This is a genomic window from Pseudomonas sp. B392_1p, from assembly GCF_052245235.1.
Lineage (GTDB): Bacteria > Pseudomonadota > Gammaproteobacteria > Pseudomonadales > Pseudomonadaceae > Serpens > Serpens gallinarum.
Genome location: NZ_JBQPXM010000019.1, coordinates 1 through 16,878, shown reverse-complemented (window position 1 = coordinate 16,878; position 16,878 = coordinate 1). Strand labels below are relative to the sequence as shown.

Annotated in this window: 17 protein-coding genes and 1 other RNA gene; 7 read left to right on the top strand and 11 right to left on the bottom strand. The window is 57.5% G+C overall.

Annotated features, from left to right (window positions below):
• Nucleotides 1–38: 38 nt before the first annotated feature.
• From ACTV8E_RS19925 to ACTV8E_RS19910, 4 genes are read right to left on the bottom strand one after another with little or no spacing between them, the layout of a single operon-like run.
• On the bottom strand, nucleotides 39–644 hold the full coding sequence (locus ACTV8E_RS19925; RefSeq protein WP_443200606.1) for an ABC-type transport auxiliary lipoprotein family protein: 606 nt from the start codon (nucleotides 642–644) through the stop codon (nucleotides 39–41).
• The gene (locus tag ACTV8E_RS19920; protein WP_443200605.1) at nucleotides 641–1,558 is read right to left on the bottom strand and encodes an MlaD family protein; all 918 of its coding nucleotides are present in this window, start codon (nucleotides 1,556–1,558) and stop codon (nucleotides 641–643) included. The genes ACTV8E_RS19925 and ACTV8E_RS19920 overlap by 4 nt, the downstream gene beginning before the upstream one ends.
• On the bottom strand, nucleotides 1,559–2,347 hold the full coding sequence (locus tag ACTV8E_RS19915) for an ABC transporter ATP-binding protein (RefSeq protein WP_443200604.1): 789 nt from the start codon (nucleotides 2,345–2,347) through the stop codon (nucleotides 1,559–1,561).
• Nucleotides 2,344–3,477 carry an MlaE family ABC transporter permease gene (locus ACTV8E_RS19910; RefSeq protein WP_251837843.1) on the bottom strand — a complete coding sequence of 378 codons (1,134 nt, stop codon included), beginning with the start codon at nucleotides 3,475–3,477 and terminating at the stop codon, nucleotides 2,344–2,346. Before ACTV8E_RS19910 ends, ACTV8E_RS19915 begins: the two co-directional genes overlap by 4 nt.
• A 163-nt stretch (nucleotides 3,478–3,640) precedes the next feature.
• Here ACTV8E_RS19910 and hemN point away from each other — a divergent pair, with 163 nt between their 5' ends.
• The 4 genes from hemN to ACTV8E_RS19890 all read left to right on the top strand — a co-directional run bounded on the left by hemN (nucleotide 3,641) and on the right by ACTV8E_RS19890 (nucleotide 7,609).
• Complete coding sequence (hemN, locus tag ACTV8E_RS19905; RefSeq protein ID WP_443200603.1) at nucleotides 3,641–5,032, top strand: oxygen-independent coproporphyrinogen III oxidase; 1,392 nt, start codon at nucleotides 3,641–3,643, stop codon at nucleotides 5,030–5,032.
• A gap of 160 nt (nucleotides 5,033–5,192) precedes the next feature.
• Nucleotides 5,193–5,927 (top strand): fumarate/nitrate reduction transcriptional regulator Fnr, encoded by a 735-nt coding sequence (gene fnr / locus ACTV8E_RS19900; protein WP_443200602.1) that lies wholly within the window; start codon nucleotides 5,193–5,195, stop codon nucleotides 5,925–5,927.
• Between the two features lie 133 nt (nucleotides 5,928–6,060).
• Nucleotides 6,061–6,609: an adenine phosphoribosyltransferase gene (locus ACTV8E_RS19895; protein WP_251837858.1), complete on the top strand. Its 549-nt coding sequence runs from the start codon at nucleotides 6,061–6,063 to the stop codon at nucleotides 6,607–6,609.
• A gap of 172 nt (nucleotides 6,610–6,781) precedes the next feature.
• Nucleotides 6,782–7,609 carry a metal-dependent hydrolase gene (locus ACTV8E_RS19890; RefSeq protein ID WP_273537624.1) on the top strand — a complete coding sequence of 276 codons (828 nt, stop codon included), beginning with the start codon at nucleotides 6,782–6,784 and terminating at the stop codon, nucleotides 7,607–7,609.
• 3 nt (nucleotides 7,610–7,612) lie between these two features.
• Here the strand turns inward: ACTV8E_RS19890 and ACTV8E_RS19885 are convergent, their stop codons facing one another.
• Nucleotides 7,613–8,287, bottom strand: coding sequence for a TetR family transcriptional regulator (locus ACTV8E_RS19885; protein WP_251837847.1), 675 nt, complete (start codon nucleotides 8,285–8,287; stop codon nucleotides 7,613–7,615).
• 123 nt (nucleotides 8,288–8,410) lie between these two features.
• Between ACTV8E_RS19885 and ACTV8E_RS19880 the strand changes: the two genes are divergently transcribed.
• Both ACTV8E_RS19880 and ACTV8E_RS19875 read left to right on the top strand, forming a co-directional pair.
• On the top strand, nucleotides 8,411–9,958 hold the full coding sequence (locus tag ACTV8E_RS19880; RefSeq protein ID WP_443200601.1) for a flavin-containing monooxygenase: 1,548 nt from the start codon (nucleotides 8,411–8,413) through the stop codon (nucleotides 9,956–9,958).
• Nucleotides 9,955–10,842 carry an SDR family NAD(P)-dependent oxidoreductase gene (locus tag ACTV8E_RS19875; RefSeq protein ID WP_443200600.1) on the top strand — a complete coding sequence of 296 codons (888 nt, stop codon included), beginning with the start codon at nucleotides 9,955–9,957 and terminating at the stop codon, nucleotides 10,840–10,842. Before ACTV8E_RS19880 ends, ACTV8E_RS19875 begins: the two co-directional genes overlap by 4 nt.
• A gap of 107 nt (nucleotides 10,843–10,949) precedes the next feature.
• Here the strand turns inward: ACTV8E_RS19875 and ACTV8E_RS19870 are convergent, their stop codons facing one another.
• The 5 genes from ACTV8E_RS19870 to dnaX all read right to left on the bottom strand — a co-directional run bounded on the left by ACTV8E_RS19870 (nucleotide 10,950) and on the right by dnaX (nucleotide 15,969).
• Nucleotides 10,950–12,098, bottom strand: a complete 1,149-nt coding sequence (locus ACTV8E_RS19870; RefSeq protein WP_443200599.1) for an acyl-CoA dehydrogenase family protein — start codon at nucleotides 12,096–12,098, stop codon at nucleotides 10,950–10,952.
• Nucleotides 12,099–12,201: 103 nt separating this feature from the next.
• On the bottom strand, nucleotides 12,202–12,801 hold the full coding sequence (gene recR, locus ACTV8E_RS19865; protein WP_251837851.1) for a recombination mediator RecR: 600 nt from the start codon (nucleotides 12,799–12,801) through the stop codon (nucleotides 12,202–12,204).
• Between the two features lie 70 nt (nucleotides 12,802–12,871).
• Nucleotides 12,872–13,543: a type 1 glutamine amidotransferase domain-containing protein gene (locus ACTV8E_RS19860; RefSeq protein ID WP_443200598.1), complete on the bottom strand. Its 672-nt coding sequence runs from the start codon at nucleotides 13,541–13,543 to the stop codon at nucleotides 12,872–12,874.
• Nucleotides 13,544–13,664: 121 nt separating this feature from the next.
• Entirely contained in the window at nucleotides 13,665–13,991 is a 327-nt protein-coding gene (locus ACTV8E_RS19855; RefSeq protein ID WP_251837853.1) for a YbaB/EbfC family nucleoid-associated protein, read from the bottom strand.
• Nucleotides 13,992–14,007: 16 nt separating this feature from the next.
• Complete coding sequence (gene dnaX / locus ACTV8E_RS19850) at nucleotides 14,008–15,969, bottom strand: DNA polymerase III subunit gamma/tau (RefSeq protein WP_443200597.1); 1,962 nt, start codon at nucleotides 15,967–15,969, stop codon at nucleotides 14,008–14,010.
• 212 nt (nucleotides 15,970–16,181) lie between these two features.
• Here dnaX and ACTV8E_RS19845 point away from each other — a divergent pair, with 212 nt between their 5' ends.
• Nucleotides 16,182–16,463: a DUF3820 family protein gene (locus ACTV8E_RS19845; RefSeq protein WP_273537611.1), complete on the top strand. Its 282-nt coding sequence runs from the start codon at nucleotides 16,182–16,184 to the stop codon at nucleotides 16,461–16,463.
• Between the two features lie 45 nt (nucleotides 16,464–16,508).
• Here the strand turns inward: ACTV8E_RS19845 and ffs are convergent.
• Nucleotides 16,509–16,605, bottom strand: an RNA gene (gene ffs / locus ACTV8E_RS19840) — signal recognition particle sRNA small type.
• Between the last annotated feature and the right edge of the window lie 273 nt (nucleotides 16,606–16,878).

The following is a 16,878-nucleotide window of genomic DNA, read 5'->3' as shown; positions in this document are numbered from 1 at the left end:
AACGCGTGTCCCTGTAACATCCGTGAAACAGGTCTCGCTCAACGCACCCGCTGCATTTCCACCGACAACCAGTCTGCTACTTCACTGGACAATTGATCGCCCGCCAGACCAAACGCATCGACGACGGCTCGCACCTTCTCCGTACGCGCCCGCTCTATCACCTCAAAACCCCGACTGGCCAGAATTTTCCCGTCACCCTGCAACAGGCTTACCTGCAAGCGAATCCGCACGACCGCTCGCTCATCGCGATACTCGCTCTGGAAAGCGCGCAACTCTCCCGCCAACACCAGATCAACTGACGCTTGGGTATCATCGCTGACCACTGCCGCGAGCAGGTCACGATGACGCAGCACCTCGAGCAGTCGATCACGCAATAGCACCGGGGCGCGATCACTCCAGCGAACCCCTTTGTACACACTGACACGGTGGGCTTCCGGGACAACCACGATGTGCGAACTGTCGAGCAGCGGCGAAGCCACGGGTTTGTTGACCCGCAAGGTTTTATTTAAGCGGTGGCCAGCCTTGTTCGATTGCAGCTCTTGAGCAGGCAGGTTGTAGACATCGAGCTCTGTAGCCTTGGGCAATACCGAGCAGCCGCTCAGTCCCATCAGGACCAGCAGCACAGGCGTCCAAAGAAGCCTCATGGCTGGAATTCCTTGATAGCGTCGCGATTGAATAAATAGCCGGCCGGATTTTCTTCAAGTTGGCGGGTAAACGCTCGCAGCGAGCCCATGGCCTCGCGTAAATCATCGAGCGTGGGTCCCAGCTCCGCCACACCGCGAAGCCCTGCATCCATGGACTCGCGATTATCCGCAAGCAGGCTTTCGATCTGCTGGCTGCTGCGCGCCAGTGCTGCCATGGCCTGCGAGGCATGTGTCAATGTGGTGCGCCCTTGAGAGTCGACCAATTCGTTAGCGTTTTGCAGCAGGCTGGTGGACGCCTGCAGCGTTGTATTCAACTGCTCCAGCGTTTGCCCCAAAACTTCGCGCTGCCCCGCGACACTGCCTGTGGTTTGCTCGATATGCGCCAAGGTCTGAGCAATGCGATCAATGTTCGCTTCGGAAAACATCCGGTTAGCCTGATCGAGCAGACGGGTAATATTGGTCATCAAGTCTTCTCCGCCTTCCATGAGCTTGGAAATGGGTGAAGGGTCGGCCACGATCACGGCGAGGTCATCAGCATTGGTTTGCAAAGGAAGGCTTTGCGGAGAGCCGCCGTGCAATTGAATAATCGCGGTGCCCGTGATCCCGGTAATCGCCAGGCGCGCTCGGGTGTCCTCCTTGATGGGCGCCGTCGAGGCGACCCGTATGCGCGCCCGCACTTTGCGCGGGTCTTGCGGATCAAGCCATAACGCCATGACATCGCCGATACGAATCCCGCTGTATTCCACCGCACTCCCCTTGGAAAGACCGGTCACCGCCTCCTGAAAGACCACTTCGTATTCGTTATAGGCCTCATCGGTACTGGTCTTGCCCAGCCAGAGAGCGAACAACAGCCCTACCGCGACGACCAGCACGGTGAACAGACCGATCAGAACATGATGGGCTCGGGTTTCCATTCAGCGACTCCCTTGCGCACGTGTGGCGGCCTGCGCTGCGGCGCGCCCGCGCGGTCCGTGAAAATACTCTGCGACCCAGGCATCGTCAGTTGCGGTCACCACCTCTAGCCGGTCGGCTACCAAGACCTTTTTATGCGCCAGCACAGCGACCCGATCGCAAAGGCTATACAGCGTATCCAGGTCATGGGTCACCAGGAAGACGCTCAACCCCAGTGCATCGCGTAACGTCCCAATCAATTGGTCGAAGGCGGCAGCGCCAATCGGATCGAGCCCGGCGGTGGGCTCATCGAGAAACAGGATTTCCGGATCCAGCGCCAAGGCGCGCGCCAGCGCCGCCCGCTTGACCATGCCACCCGACAGCTCGGCTGGATATTTGTCCCCGGCCCCTTGTGGCAATCCGGCCAAGGCCAATTTGACTCGGGACAGACGTTCGGCCGCCGGGCGCTTCAGCTTGGCGTGCTCAATCAATGGCAATGCAATGTTTTCGCATACCGTCAGCGATGAAAACAATGCACCACGCTGGTAAAGCACGCCCATGCGGCGCTCAAGCCGGGAACGCTCCTGCCCGGACAGCTCGCTCAAGGACTGGCCGAAGACCCGAATGCTGCCGGCATTGGCCCGCCGCAACCCAACAATAGTGCGCAGCAATACCGATTTCCCGGTCCCTGAGCCGCCCACCACACCGAGCACCTCGCCGCGATACATGTCCAGGTTCAAATCGTCATGTACCACTTGGGCTGCGAAACGGTTCACCAGATTGCGCACTTCGATGATGACGTCCTCGCTCACCAGCCCATCTCCATCAGAAACAGCGCAGCCAGCGCATCCAGCAGAATCACGATGAAAATCGATTGCACTACGCTTGAAGTGGTGTGTTCGCCCACCGATTGGGCGCTGCCGGCCACCCGAAACCCCTCCAGGCAACCAATGATCGCAATCAAAAAAGCGAACAGCGGCGCCTTCCCCATGCCGACCAGAAAGTGCCGCACCTCGATGGTGTCTTGCAGAATGGTCAGGTAAAGGCTGAGGGGAATATCCAATGACACCGCACACACCACCGCACCACCCAGCATGCCACTGAGCATGGCGATTAGGGTCAGCATCGGCAGGGCGATCAGTAACGCAAATACCCTGGGCAACACCAGAAGCTCCACCGGACTCAGGCCCAGCGTACGAATTGCGTCAATCTCCTCGTTGGCTTTCATCGATCCGATCTGCGCGGTAAAGGCGCTGGCCGTACGACCAGCCATAAGAATTGCCGTGAGCAGCACACCGAATTCGCGCAGAAAGGAGAACGCCACCAGATTTACGGTATAAACACTGGCGCCGAAGTCGGCCAAAATGGTGGCTCCCAGAAAAGCCACCACAGCGCCAACCATGAAGGTCAACAGCGCCACGATAGGCACCGCATCCAGCCCTGTCTGCTCAATATGCGCGACCAGCGCGGTGAGTCGCCAACGACGCGGACGCACAAGTACCGACATCATCGAGGCCAGCACCAACCCGATGAAACCCAACAAGCCGATACTTTGCCGCCAGAGGCGCACCATGCTTGCGCCTATCTGCTCGAATAGCTCGATAACGGTTGACCGCTGCGGTGGCGTGACTGACTGCGGAGCCACACTCAGGGCAGAAGCCATGGTCTGCAGCAATGCCCGACGTTCATCTGACAAATCCGGTGCGCTACGCGACAGTTCAAGCAGACGCTCGCTGCCCAATAGATCCACCAGCAAAGCCACGCCTGCGGTATCCAGCTTGCCCATTTCAGCCAGCTCAACCGTTACCCGCGGCATCAATCGCTGTCGCCATGCCGATACCTCGGCGGTCAACTGTTCATAAGACGCAAGCGTCCAATCCCCGCCGAGTTGCAGCGTGTCAGTCGCGTGCTCTGCGAAACGGATATGCGAGGTTTTCGTCATGCGCTCAAGCTTAGCAATACACTGTAGAACCGTTATAAAGCGTCCCAGGTATAGCCTGGAGCTATCACGCAGCGCCGGTCTTCATGCTCTTGATACAGATCAACGAGCCCACCCAAGGCTGGACCTAGACTGAGGAAACTTTTGTAAGGAACTGGAACGTCCCATGCTCGACGCCATCCGCTGGGATACTGCCCTCATTCGCCGCTACGAGCAGGCAAGCCCAGGTTACAACACCTACCCGGACGAAGAGCAATTCAGCCCGAATGTGGGCTCATTTGAGGTGCTGCACGCGTTGCGTGACAGTCACAGGTCCGGACGTCCCTTATCGCTGTATCTGCATCTGCCGTTCTGCGCCAACCTTTGCTACTACTGCACCTCAAACAAGGTGATCACCAAAGATCGTGGCCGAGCGCGTTTCTACCTGGAGCTCCTGGAGAAAGAAATCGCCATGGTGGCGCGCCACGTTGGGCACCAACAGCGCGTCGAGCAACTGCATTTCGGCGGCGGCACACCCACCTTCCTCAGTCATGATGAGCTCCGCCGGTTGATGGCCTGCCTGCGCACCCATTTCAACCTGCTCGAGGATAACCACGGCGACTACGGTATCGAAGTGGATCCCCGCGAAGCCGATTGGCAAACCATGGGACTCTTGCGTGAGCTGGGTTTCAACCGGGTGAGCTTAAGTGTTCAAGCGCTGGACCCTGAAGTGCAGTTGGCAATTAACCGCCTGCAGAGCCTGGAGCAGACCCGAACCATCATCGAAGCCGCGAGGACCCTGCAATACCGTTCAATCAACGTTGATCTGCTATACGGCCTTCCGAAACAGACGCCTCAGCGCTTCGCACATACCGTCGAAGCCATGATTGAGTTACAACCTGATCGGTTGACTCTTTCCCACCATGAACACTGTCCCGATCGGTACAGTGCCCACCGTCGAATCAATCCCGCCGAGTTGCCGGGCCCCGAACTCAAGCTGGAAATGCTGCAAGGTAGCGTCGAACAGTTGACCGCTGCAGGTTATCGCTTCATTGGCATGAATCACTTCGTCCTGCCTGACGATGAACTCGCCATGATCCAGGAAGACGGCAACTTGCAGTACAACCTGCTGGGGTATGTCGGCCAAAACCATTGCGATCTGATCGGCCTCGGTGTGTCGGCCATCAGCCGTATTGGCAACCTCTACAGCCAGAATCACAGCGATCTCACCAGCTATCAGCAAAGTCTGGATTACGAGCAGCTGCCCGTCTGGCGCGGCTTGAAAGACACCCCTGATGACCAGCTGCGCCGCGCCGTGATTCAAAGCCTGATATGTCGATTCGACCTGGACATCGTTGCTCTCGAGAAAAACTATGGGATCAATTTCCAGATTTATTTTGCAGATATCTATGCAGCACTACTGCATATGGCCAAAGACGGCCTGCTTAAGCTGAATGCCCAGCGCCTGGAAATCCTGCCCGAGGGACGCTTGCTGGCCCAGTCCATTTGCCAGCTCTTTGATCGTTATAGCCCCCTGTGCAAAACAACAATTGATGCGCCGGGCGCTCTAATAACATGAGATGTGACTATTGGCCGCAGTGAGGGTCCTCACCACCAGAGCGCGCGAAAACCCGGCATTAAACCCATGTCCTATACTCCAGGGCGATTTTTGCCAGCTAGTCTGCGACATTCACCTGAGTTAACCTTACACGTGTTGTGGTATTCACTCAGGAAGAGCCATGTCCGACCCTATGAAAGCCCGCGCTCCACGCCAGGCCCATTGCAAAGATTGCAGTTTGGCGGTTTTGTGCCTGCCATTGTCTCTGGGCATGGAAGATTTGGACGCCCTGGACGAAATCGTCAAGCGCGGCCGGCCGCTGAAAAAAGGCGAGTTCCTGTTTCGTCAGGGAGATGCCTTCAATGCCGTCTTTGCCGTGCGCTCGGGTAGCCTGAAAACCTTCAGCGTTACTGACCTGGGTGAAGAGCAAATCACAGGCTTCCACCTCCCCAGCGAGCTGGTCGGTTTATCCGGCATGGATACCGAGTTGCATCCGGTGTCGGCTCAGGCGCTGGAAACCACATCGGTATGCGAAATTCCATTCGAGCGCTTGGATGAGCTGTCCGCACATCTGCCGCAATTGCGCCGCCAATTGATGCGTCTGATGAGTCGTGAAATTCGCGACGATCAGCAAATGATGCTGTTGTTGTCCAAAAAAAGCGCCGATGAGCGCATTGCCACTTTTTTGGTCAACCTCTCTGCCCGTTTCCGCGCCCGAGGCTTTTCTGCCAATCAATTCCGTCTGGCCATGTCACGCAACGAAATCGGCAACCATCTGGGCCTGGCTGTAGAGACCGTCTCCCGAGTATTCACCCGCTTTCAGTCCAGCGGGCTGCTACAGGCCGAGGGTAAGGAAGTGATTCTGCTTAACCCTATCGAGCTATGCGCCATGGCGGGCGGCAGCCTGGACAACTGATCTTGTATCTCGCCCGGAGGCATGGACAACCTGTTGATGGACTCGGGCGCGAACACGATAGCCAGCTGCTGGCGACGCCTACCGACTGCAACGATATAATCCAGACGTTTAGTACCTGTCGCAGAGTATCCCGATGATTTTCGATGAATTCACCATCAAGTCCCTGATCCGCCCGGTCGCGGATTTTCCCAAACCTGGCGTGGTGTTTCGCGATATCACTCCGCTCTTCCAGTCACCACGTGCCCTGCGCATGATGATCGACAGCTTTATCCAGCGTTATGTGGAATCAGACTTCACGCACATCGGCGCGCTCGACGCGCGCGGTTTTCTCCTCGGCCCGATCCTGGCCTACGAGCTGAATAAGCCCCTGATCCTGTTCCGCAAGAAAGGCAAGCTGCCCTCCGACCTGCTCGAAGAAACCTATCAGACCGAATATGGCGATGCAGTCATTGAAGTCCAGGCAGATAGCCTGTGCGAAGGCGACTCGATCTTGCTGGTGGATGACCTGATCGCCACCGGTGGGACCCTGCTGGCCGCAGTCAATCTGGTCAAGCGTATGGGCGCCAGCGTCTACGAAACCGCTGCCATCGTTGACCTGCCGGAACTGGGCGGCTCCCATCGACTGCAGGACATCGGTATTCCAACGTTCACGCTTACCGCTTTTTCCCTCGACGATCGCTAACTCCCCTTCTGATGCCGACGCTCTGTCGGCATCGACGGTCCCGCCCCACCTAAAGTTGGCGGCAACTCCTCGCTGCTCGTTCCAATAATGACCCTACCAGGCAGCGCATTCGCCCCTGATGTCAAATCGAACTCAGGTCCCTTCAGGGACATAGCAGCAAGAGGATCTCGTCATGAGCACCCAACCCGCTCTGCGCGCCCATTTTCCCGTTCGCCGGATGGATTTCGTCTTTACCCAGACACCCAAATACTGGTGGAGCGGCGACCCGTTCATGAGCCACTTCATGAACAACCTGTCTTCGCTTTTTCCATACGGTGAAAAGTTCTTTGTCGACAGCGTGCGCGCGGCGCGTGATCAAGTAAAAGACCCGCAGCTGCAAAAAGATATCAGCGCATTTATTGGCCAGGAAGCCATGCACTCCAAGGAGCATGCCACCTATAACGATTATGCCGCCGAGCATGGCATCGACCTGGAGCGCCTTGAATTGCGCATCAAGGTACTGATGGAGTGGGTAACTCGTTTCTCGACCCTGAAAATGCGTGTTGCCGTCACCTGCGCGCTGGAGCACTTTACAGCCACCATGGCCGAGCAATTGCTGCGCCGAGAAGATATCAACCTGCAAATGAGCGACCCACGCATGTACCGGCTCTGGATGTGGCACGCCATTGAAGAAAACGAGCACAAGGCGGTGGCCTACGATGTCTACCAGGCCATTGGCGGTGGTTACTTCCAGCGCACATCGATCATGATCCTCACCACGTTGTTGTTTCTGGGTGTGATCGGCTGGTTCCAACTGCATTTGTTACGCAAGGATGGTCAGCTGCTCAATGGGAAAGCCTGGAAATACGGACTGAAAACCTTGTTCGGCCCGCGTAACGGCTATATCACCGGGCTCATCAAGCCTTATCTGAGCTATTACCGTCCCGGTTTCCATCCCAACGACCACGACACCCGCGCTCTGGAGAAACGCTGGAAGGATGCCTTGGCCTTCGAAGGCTGATCATCAGGCGTTGCCCAAGCCCTTTAGCACAGTGGCCCCTACAAATAGCATCAAGATCAATTCCTGCGCTTCGGCGCGAATGGCCAAACACTTTTCCGGCTGCTCCAGGTAATCCTGGGCCAGCTGGAAAAGTTGCCGGGTAATCATCGAAGACACCCGCAAGACCGTCTCGACATCCAGATCCTTAAGCAAGCCGAACTCCATGATGTCCTCGGCCATATCCCTCGCAAAATCATCCATTACCTCTCGCAAGGCCGCTCGCAGTACGGGTGACGCACCGTATAGCTCGCGCATGCCCACAATGAAGCCATCTGGGTTTTTCTCGACGAAATCGAAGAACAGCCGCACGGTTACTTCGCAGACGTGCGTGCCTCGTCGTACATCGATTCCGGGCAACTGCGGCGCGTCCGCAACCTCCTCCATCGGCCGCTGCGCGGCCTCGCGCCGCAGCTCACGCAAGGGTTGGCGCAACTGGCCTGCAATCTGCGCAATGATGGCCAGACCGAGCTCATCGACGCTCTGGAAATGCCGGTAGAAGGTGTTGGGGTTCAAACCCGCCTCCCTGGCCAACTCGCGCAAGCCGAGACTGCTCAGGCTGTGGGTTCTCGCCATCAGCCGCAGTGCGGCGTCCAATAACAGCCGTTTCCCCTGAGCCACTGGATTGCTCAACAATGTCATTCCGTGTTCCTTGTCGCGTTCGGTTACTCAACGGAGGTTAGGGTGCCGCCAGGGTAGACAATTGTCCACAGGCGTATACAGTTGTCTACGCCAAGACAAATAATCATAAGAGGACTCCTGGCCATGAATGCTGCTTCCCCTTCGGCCCTCCGGCATTGCAAGGTGGCCATTATTGGCACCGGATTTTCCGGCCTCGGCATGGCCATTCGCCTGAAGCAAAAGAACGAAACCGATTTTCTTCTTTTCGAGAAGGAAGGTGGGGTTGGCGGCACCTGGCGAGTCAATCATTACCCAGGTTGCGCCTGCGACGTGCAATCGCATCTGTATTCCTTTTCCTTTGCGCCTAACCCGAACTGGACGCGTATGTTCGCGCCGCAACCAGAGATCAAAGACTACCTCGAAGGTTGCTGGCAACATTTTCAGCTTCAAGACCGCAGCCTGCTCAATACCGAAATTAAGCGACTGGAGTGGGATCAAACACAGCAGCTCTGGTTGATCGAAACCACCAACGGCGCGCGCTACAGCGCCCAATTCGTGGTGTCCGGCATGGGTGGCCTGTCCACGCCGTCAATCCCCTCGCTCAAAGGGCTGGATACATTTACCGGCAAGGTCTTTCACTCTCAGCAGTGGGATCATGACTACGATCTGGATGGCAAGCGGGTTGCGGTAATTGGTACTGGCGCATCTGCCATTCAGTTCGTGCCACAGATCCAGAAGCGTGTCGCCCGCCTCGATCTGTATCAGCGCACCCCGCCCTGGATTATGCCCAAGCCGGACCGACGCATCGGTGACAAGGAACAACGACGCTTTCGCCGCTTTCCGGCCCTGCAGAAGCTGTGGCGCGGCGGCATCTATGCGTTCCTCGAAGCCCGTGTGCTGGGCTTTGCCATCAGCCCGCAGATTCTGCGCATAGCCAGCCTGGTTGCCAGACACCACCTGCATAAACAGATCAAAGACCCAAAACTGCGCGGCCAACTCACGCCTGACTACACCATGGGCTGCAAGCGCGTGCTGATTTCCAACGATTATTTCCCGGCTGTGGCCCAGCCCAATGTGAAACTGGTGACCCAGGGCATCGCGGAAATCCGCAGTAACAGCATTGTCACCGCAGATGGCCACGAGCGGCATATCGACGCGATCATCTTTGGCACCGGCTTTACCCCCAGCGACCCGATCCCACGGGGCGTCATCTTCGGTCGCGATGGACTCGACCTGGTGGACAGCTGGCCGCAAGGCCCCGAAGCCTACAAGGGCACCGTCACTGCAGGGTTCCCCAATCTGTTTTTTCTTATGGGCCCCAATACCGGTCTCGGCCATAGCTCGATGGTTTACATGATCGAATCGCAGATCAATTACGTCATCGACGCACTTAGCCAGCTCGATGGGCTCCAATTGCGCAGCTTGGAAGTCAAGCGTGAAGCACAGGATCACTTCAACCAGAAGATCCTCGGCAGCATGGACCGCACCGTATGGAATTCAGGTGGCTGCAACAGCTGGTATCTGCACCCGGTCAGCGGTCGCAATTGCACGATATGGCCTGGCTTTACGTGGCGTTTTCGGCAGATCACCAAACATTTCGACCCAGCGGCGTACCATTTCAATCGCCTGCCTGCGCTGAACGCTACGGCGAACCCGCACACCCAAGCTGCAGCCCAGGAGCTCAACGCATGAGATCCTTCCATAACAAGGTTGCCGCTATTACCGGAGCCGGGTCAGGTATTGGTCGCGCTCTGGCGCTGGATCTTGCACGCCAGGGTTGTCAACTGGCGCTCAGCGACATAAACGCGCCTGGTCTGCAGGAGACAGTGGAACAGGCGAAACGCCACGGCGTACGCGTTACCCAACAGGTGCTCGACGTTGCCGACGGCCAAGCCATGCAGGAATGGGCTGCGCAGGTGGTTGCCGAACACGGCCGCGTCAACCTGATCTTTAACAATGCCGGAGTAGCTCACGCTGGAACCGTGGAAGCCAACGAGCTGGCCGACTACGAATGGATCATGAATATCAACTTTTGGGGCGTGGTCCACGGTACCAAGGCATTTCTGCCGCACCTCAGGGCCAGTGGCGCGGGGCACATCATCAACATTTCCAGTGTGTTCGGCATATTCGCCCAGCCGGGCATGAGCGCCTATAACGCCACCAAGTACGCGGTGCGCGGCTTTACCGAATCACTGCGTCAGGAGCTTGACCTGACCAATTGCGGAGTGTCGGCCAGCTGCGTGCACCCCGGAGGGATCAAGACCAATATCGCCAGGACCGCCCGCATGAATGCGAGCATGAGTCAGATCACCGGACAAAGTGCAGAGCAGTCGCGCCAGCAGTTCAACGATTTGCTGCTGCGCACCACGCCGGAAAAGGCTGCGCAAATCATCCTCAAGGGGGTTCAGCGCAACAAGCGCCGCATTCTGGTCGGCCTGGACGCCACTGCAGCGGACATGATGATGCGCAGCATGCCATCGCTCTATCAACGCATGGTGGTGACCAGCATGCGCCTGGCAGCACGTTTCGCACCCAAGCGCACGACGGATAAAACGCAGCCGTCCACCGAGATCTGAGCAGGCCTTTCCCGTCTCCCTCGGGGAGACGGGTTTTTTAGCCTGTTACCAGAGTCAATTCTCACGCCATACACGACGGCGATCCGCCGCACGTAACAGGCATCGAGCTACAATCCCAGCTGCTTGCTGATGATCTCGTTCATGATTTCCCGCGTGCCGCCACCAATGGACAGAATGCGGTTGTCGCGGTACAGGCGCTCAACGCGGCTCTCGCGCATGAAACCCATGCCTCCCAGGAGCTGGGTGGCGTCGTAGGTGATGCGATCGGACACATCTGTGGCGAAGTTCTTGGCCATGGAGATTTCCTTGACCACGTTTTTGCCGGCGGCCATTTTCGCGGCCTGGCGGTAGGTGAACTCACGGGATACTTCCAGCTGCGTGGCCATTTCTGCCAGGCGATGCTTGATCACTTGAAATTTGCTGATCGGCTTGCCGAACGCCTTGCGCTCCTTGGCCCAGGCCAAGGCATCTTCCAGCGCCATCTGTGAAGTCATGTTGGCCATCAGCGCCAACGCCAGACGTTCGTTCTGGAAATTGGCCATGATGCCGGCAAAGCCCATGTTCTCGACACCGATGAGGTTTTCAACCGGAACCATGCAGTCATCAAAGAACAGCTCGGCAGTATCAGAGCACCACCAGCCCATCTTTTTCAACTTGCGACCTACCGTAAAACCCGGGGTGCCCTTCTCTACAAACAACAGGCTCACCCCGCCGAAACCTTCATCGCCTGTGCGAACTGCCACGGTGTAGTAATCGGCGCGCACGCCACTGGTGATGAACGTCTTGCTGCCCGTGACGCGGTAGAAATCACCTTCGCGCACCGCACGGGTCCTGAGGTTGGCTACATCGGAACCACCACCAGGCTCGGTAATGGCCAGCGCGATAATCTTGTCGCCCGCCAATACTTCGGGCACGACACGGTCACGAATCGCCGGCTTGGCCCATTTGAGGACAGGTGGCAAACCAATATCCAGCGAGCAGAGACCGGCGACCAGGCCGGTCGAACTGCAACGAATCAGCTCCTCACTGGCCGCCACCTTGGCAAACAAGTCGCCTTCATGACTGCCGCCGTACTGCTCGGGAAAGCCGATCCCGAGAATCCCGGCGTCCCCGGCTTTTTTGTACAACTCGCGGGGGAACTCTTCGGCCTCTTCCCACTCATCAATGTGCGGAAGAATCTCGCGCTCGACAAAGCGGCGCACCGAGTCGCGGATTTGTTGATGGGTTTCGTCGAAATATTGCTGGATATCAGCCATGCGAGCAGGCTCCGGTTATTATTTGCCGAAACCTTACCAAGCGCTTGCTTGGTTATCAACTAAAACCGTGAGACCGCTTCATCCATACGCAACTTGGCTGAAATCAGGAGTTGATTGGCTTGCGTCCCGCCAACGCATGGGCCAAGGTGCCGCCGTCCACCAACTCAAGCTCGCCCCCCAAGGGGACACCATGGGCGATGCGTGACACCACCAAACCTTTAGGTGCCAGCAACTGGGCTATGTAGTGGGCGGTGGCCTCGCCCTCCACCGTCGGGTTGGTGGCCAGAATGACTTCGGTAAAAGCACCTGCAGCAACGCGCTCGAGCAATTCGGGCACACCGATGGCTTCCGGGCCCAAACCATCCAGCGGCGAGAGATGCCCTTTGAGCACAAAGTAGCGGCCGCGAAAGCCGGTCTGATCCACGGCGAATACATCCATCGGGGTTTGCACGACGCACAATAGGCTATCGTCACGGCGCGGATCAGCGCATTGCGGGCACAAATCGTCTTCTGTAAGCGTGCGACACTGGCGGCAATGGCCGATACCTTCCATTGCCTGAGCCAGGGCCTGGGACAATCGCATACCGCCGCTGCGGTCGCGCTCAAGCAATTGCAGGGCCATGCGCTGGGCGGTTTTTTGACCGACGCCGGGCAAAATGCGCAGCGCATCGATGAGTTGACGGATCAGCGGACTGAAGCTCATGGGAATACTGCCGAACTGCGGAAGTGAGGGCCGGGTTATACCTGTCGGCCTTGGACAACGTCAAATGACTTCAGGCCGCCTCAAGCGCCTCGATGACCCGTCTGGCGGTCATTTCACTGGATGCCGGGTTCTGGCCAGTGATCAGGTTGCGATCACGCAGTACATGCACTGCGAAATCCGGACCGACATGCACCAGGGCGCCTAACTCACGCAACGTGCTTTCCAGCAGGAAAGGCACAGCCTGCTGTAGCTCTACAGCCATTTCTTCACTGTCGCTAAATGCGGTCAGGTTGCGACCTTCAACCCACGGCACACCTTTAGCGCGCATCACGCCAATAAATGCTGAAGGTCCGTGGCACACTGCTGAGCAAATCCGCCCCTGCTCGTCGAAATCAACCAATAACTTGCTGAGCACGGGGTGACCGGGCAGGTCGAATACTGTTCCGTGACCGCCGGGCAAAAAGATCGCATCGAAATCACGGGCGCTAATCTGCTGGTCAAGCACGCCAGCGGCCTGTAGGGCAGCGCGAGCGTCGTCCCATTCCGGATGGCTGCCAGCATCTTGTGTACTACGCGGATCAAGGGGCGTGGCACCACCCTTGGGGCTGACCACCTTGATGCGATAACCCGACGCCTTGAACAGGCTGTAGGGTATGGCGAACTCTTCCAGCCAGAGCCCGGTTGCCTCTCCATTGAGAAGTCGGTCGGCACTCGTGACCACCATCAGGATGTGCTTGCTCATAACGGCCCCGGTCATATTGATAGCTTGTGAAAGCATGACAGCGGAGATGCAAGCAAGGTTCGGATAAATCTACAGGCTCGCCAATGGACATGCCCCACTGGCGAGCATCATCCACGAGGGATCAGAAAGGCATCTTGAAGCCTGGCGGCATTTGCAGGCCGGCAGTCATGCCAGACATCTTCTCTTGGCTGTTCTGCTCGATCTTGCGCACCGCGTCGTTAACGGCAGCCGCAATCAGGTCTTCCAGAATGTCCTTGTCTTCCTGCATCAGGCTGTCATCGAGATTGACGCGCTTGACGTCATGACGGCCATTCATGACCACGCTCACCAAGCCGGCGCCGGACTGACCGGTGACCTCGGCATTGGCCAACTCTTCCTGCATTTTCTGCATTTTTTCCTGCATTTGCTGAGCCTGCTTCATCAGGCCTGCCATGCCACCTTTCATCATTGCTTACCTCAGGTATTCAGGTTTCTACGGGTTCGATAGTACCGTCGCGGATTACCGCGGCGAACTGCTGGATCATTTGCTGGACCAGCGGATCGTCATGGATTGACTGCTCCGCCTCTTGCTGTCGAGTTGCACGCTGTCGGGCAGCGGCCTGGGCCGGCGTTTCCTGCTCAGGCTTGCACAACTCAACATTTAACGTGACGCTGCGTCCCAGATATTGATTGAGCGCCTCGTTCAAGCGCCGTTGCTGGCTATCGTTGAACAGCGCGCCTTGGGCAGGGTCCAGATGCAGCAGCCAGACGTCCCCCAGGGCAGAAATAAGCGTGCAATTAGCCGCGATATTTGCAGTCATGCCGCCCAACCCCAGGCGAGGAAAGATATCCAGCCATTCTGCAGCAAGACCGGTTGCCGGCTGCGCGGCAGGCGAGGGTTCAAGCTCCCCAAGTACATCTTGCGCCGGAGCGTCGAAATCGTACTCAAAGCTGTCGGCACTGACTTCGCAATAATCGTAGTCGCCTGGCGGTGGCTCGTCGTAGTCCTCCGCTGACGTCTCTACAAACGCATCAACCTCCGGTACCGACGCAGCTATGGCGACGGGTTCAGGTTTAATTTCAGCATTAGTATTGCCCAACGCCGTTGGCTCTTCCCAAGGAAGATCGATCTTTTCCGCCGCAACGGGCGAAATATCCGTCACAGTCTTCGACAGCGGCGCAGCCTCTACAGGCGGGGCGGCGGTGACGGCGTAAACCATAATTTCTGGCTCAGCAGTCATCGCAGGCTGGGGCGCAGGTGCGACAACAGGAGCGCTGTTTGCCACCGGAGCGGGTTGGGAATCAGCTGTGGCCTGGCTGATCCCCAGCGGCTTTAGCGGTGTTCGGGGCGCGCCATCAAGCTCTGCTGGCCGGAATGCCAGCATGCGCAGCAACACCATTTCGAAGCCACTGCGTGGATCTGGCGCCAACGGCAAATCGCGACGGCCAATCAGGCCCATCTGATAATAAAATTGCACGTCTTCGGCGGGCAAAATCTTCGCCAGTTCCAGCACCCGCTCACGGTCGCCCTGGCCATTGTCAATCGCTTCAGGCAAAGCCTGGGCAATCGCTACGCGATGCAAGACGTTGAGAATTTCCGCTAGCACACCATTCCAGTCCGGGCCCTGCTCGGCGAGTTGGCGTACCGCCTCAAGTAAACCTCGCGCGTCGCCGTCCAGCAAGGTATGCAGCACACCGTAAACCTGACCATGATCGAGCGTACCCAACATAGCACGCACATCAGCCGCCACTACCTTGCCTTCACCGAAGGCTATAGCCTGATCGGTAAGGCTCATGGCGTCGCGCATCGAACCGTCTGCGGCACGACCAAGCAGCCAGAGGGCATCGTTCTCGAACGGAATGTTTTCGGCCCCTAGAACATGGCTGAGATGTTCGACTACTCGCTCCGGCGGCATGTTCTTCAGTGAGAACTGCAGACAGCGCGAGAGAATGGTCACCGGCAATTTTTGCGGATCGGTAGTAGCAAGCAGGAACTTGACGTGTGGCGGCGGCTCTTCGAGCGTCTTCAATAACGCATTGAATGAGTGACTGGAGAGCATGTGTACTTCGTCGATCAGATAGACCTTGAAGCGGCCCCGGCTCGGTGCGTACTGAACGTTGTCGAGCAGCTCGCGTGTGTCTTCCACTTTGGTGCGGCTCGCGGCGTCCACCTCGATCAAATCGACAAAACGTCCTTCATCGATTTCTCGGCACACAGAACATTGCCCGCAGGGGGTAGAACTGATGCCGGTTTCGCAATTCAGGCACTTGGCAAGAATACGCGCAATGGTGGTTTTACCCACCCCACGCGTGCCCGTGAACAGGTAGGCATGATGCAAGCGCTGGCTGTCCAGGGCATTGATCAGAGCCTTGAGCACATGGGCCTGACCGACCATTTCCCGGAATGATCGAGGACGCCATTTACGTGCAAGGACTTGATAACTCATCGATACCTGTCGTGATTAATGTTCGGAAGACGCCCATCCTAGCGGAGCAAGGGGCAAATTGCATCCGCCAAGCCATCCGCGCTGATGCGGCGCATCTGAAATCGACATACCCATCCAGGCACCGCTCTGCAAAGGTGATGGAGTCGAGCTATCTAGGCCGCCAGACTTACTTTCTGGCAGAATCCCACCGTTTACGCTTGAGAAGCCGAGCCATGCAACCCGAAGATTTGCTCTTACTGGTGACCCGAAGCATGCCCTATGGCAAATATAAAGGCCGCCTGATCGCCGACCTGCCAGGCCCCTACCTCAACTGGTTCGCCCGCGAAGGTTTCCCCAACGGAGAAATTGGTCGTTTGCTAGCCCTGATGCACGAAATCGATCACAACGGCTTGAAGCCATTGCTAGCACCGTTGCGCCAAAACGCCAAGGCACCTGACAGGAAGACACCGAGCCGACTTCAAGCATCTGCCAAGCAAGCCACAACACACGGGTAAGCCAGGGGCAGCACTACGGAACAGAAGGGAGATAATGGAGGTGAACCCTACCAGCCACACCCCGGCACACGACGTCACCGCTGCGGCTGCTCCCTTCCGGGCCTGACCGGGTTCACGGTTGATCGTTGCGGGGGGACCGGCAGGGCCCACCATAACGCGTCTCGCCTTGCAGCGAGTGGGCGGTATTGTACCGACTTGGCGTTAAGTTACAACCACCCCGAGCAAAAAGTATTTCGCAGACAATGACTTATCTCGCCCCCCTTTCGAAACACGAGCAAATCAATTTCCCCTCCCACAGACAAAACCCCAACCCGCGTAGGCGGATTGGGGTTTTGGTGTTAGGCGCTTGACGATGACCTACTCTCACATGGGGAAACCCCACACTACCATCGGCGAAGAGTCGTTTCACTGCTGA

Bases quoted from the DNA above. Each gene is read 5' to 3' on its own strand.
- ACTV8E_RS19875 (WP_443200600.1), top strand. From the start codon at position 9,955: ATGAGATCCTTCCATAACAAGGTTGCCGCTATTACCGGAGCCGGGTCA.
- ACTV8E_RS19895 (WP_251837858.1), top strand. From the start codon at position 6,061: ATGATTTTCGATGAATTCACCATCAAGTCCCTGATCCGCCCGGTCGCG.
- ACTV8E_RS19910 (WP_251837843.1), bottom strand. From the start codon at position 3,477: ATGACGAAAACCTCGCATATCCGTTTCGCAGAGCACGCGACTGACACG.
- ACTV8E_RS19885 (WP_251837847.1), bottom strand. From the start codon at position 8,287: ATGACATTGTTGAGCAATCCAGTGGCTCAGGGGAAACGGCTGTTATTG.
- ACTV8E_RS19860 (WP_443200598.1), bottom strand. From the start codon at position 13,543: ATGAGCAAGCACATCCTGATGGTGGTCACGAGTGCCGACCGACTTCTC.
- fnr (WP_443200602.1), top strand. From the start codon at position 5,193: ATGTCCGACCCTATGAAAGCCCGCGCTCCACGCCAGGCCCATTGCAAA.
- ACTV8E_RS19890 (WP_273537624.1), top strand. From the start codon at position 6,782: ATGAGCACCCAACCCGCTCTGCGCGCCCATTTTCCCGTTCGCCGGATG.
- ACTV8E_RS19870 (WP_443200599.1), bottom strand. From the start codon at position 12,098: ATGGCTGATATCCAGCAATATTTCGACGAAACCCATCAACAAATCCGC.
- recR (WP_251837851.1), bottom strand. From the start codon at position 12,801: ATGAGCTTCAGTCCGCTGATCCGTCAACTCATCGATGCGCTGCGCATT.
- hemN (WP_443200603.1), top strand. From the start codon at position 3,641: ATGCTCGACGCCATCCGCTGGGATACTGCCCTCATTCGCCGCTACGAG.
- ACTV8E_RS19880 (WP_443200601.1), top strand. From the start codon at position 8,411: ATGAATGCTGCTTCCCCTTCGGCCCTCCGGCATTGCAAGGTGGCCATT.
- dnaX (WP_443200597.1), bottom strand. From the start codon at position 15,969: ATGAGTTATCAAGTCCTTGCACGTAAATGGCGTCCTCGATCATTCCGG.
- ACTV8E_RS19845 (WP_273537611.1), top strand. From the start codon at position 16,182: ATGCAACCCGAAGATTTGCTCTTACTGGTGACCCGAAGCATGCCCTAT.
- ACTV8E_RS19925 (WP_443200606.1), bottom strand. From the start codon at position 644: ATGAGGCTTCTTTGGACGCCTGTGCTGCTGGTCCTGATGGGACTGAGC.
- ACTV8E_RS19920 (WP_443200605.1), bottom strand. From the start codon at position 1,558: ATGGAAACCCGAGCCCATCATGTTCTGATCGGTCTGTTCACCGTGCTG.
- ACTV8E_RS19855 (WP_251837853.1), bottom strand. From the start codon at position 13,991: ATGATGAAAGGTGGCATGGCAGGCCTGATGAAGCAGGCTCAGCAAATG.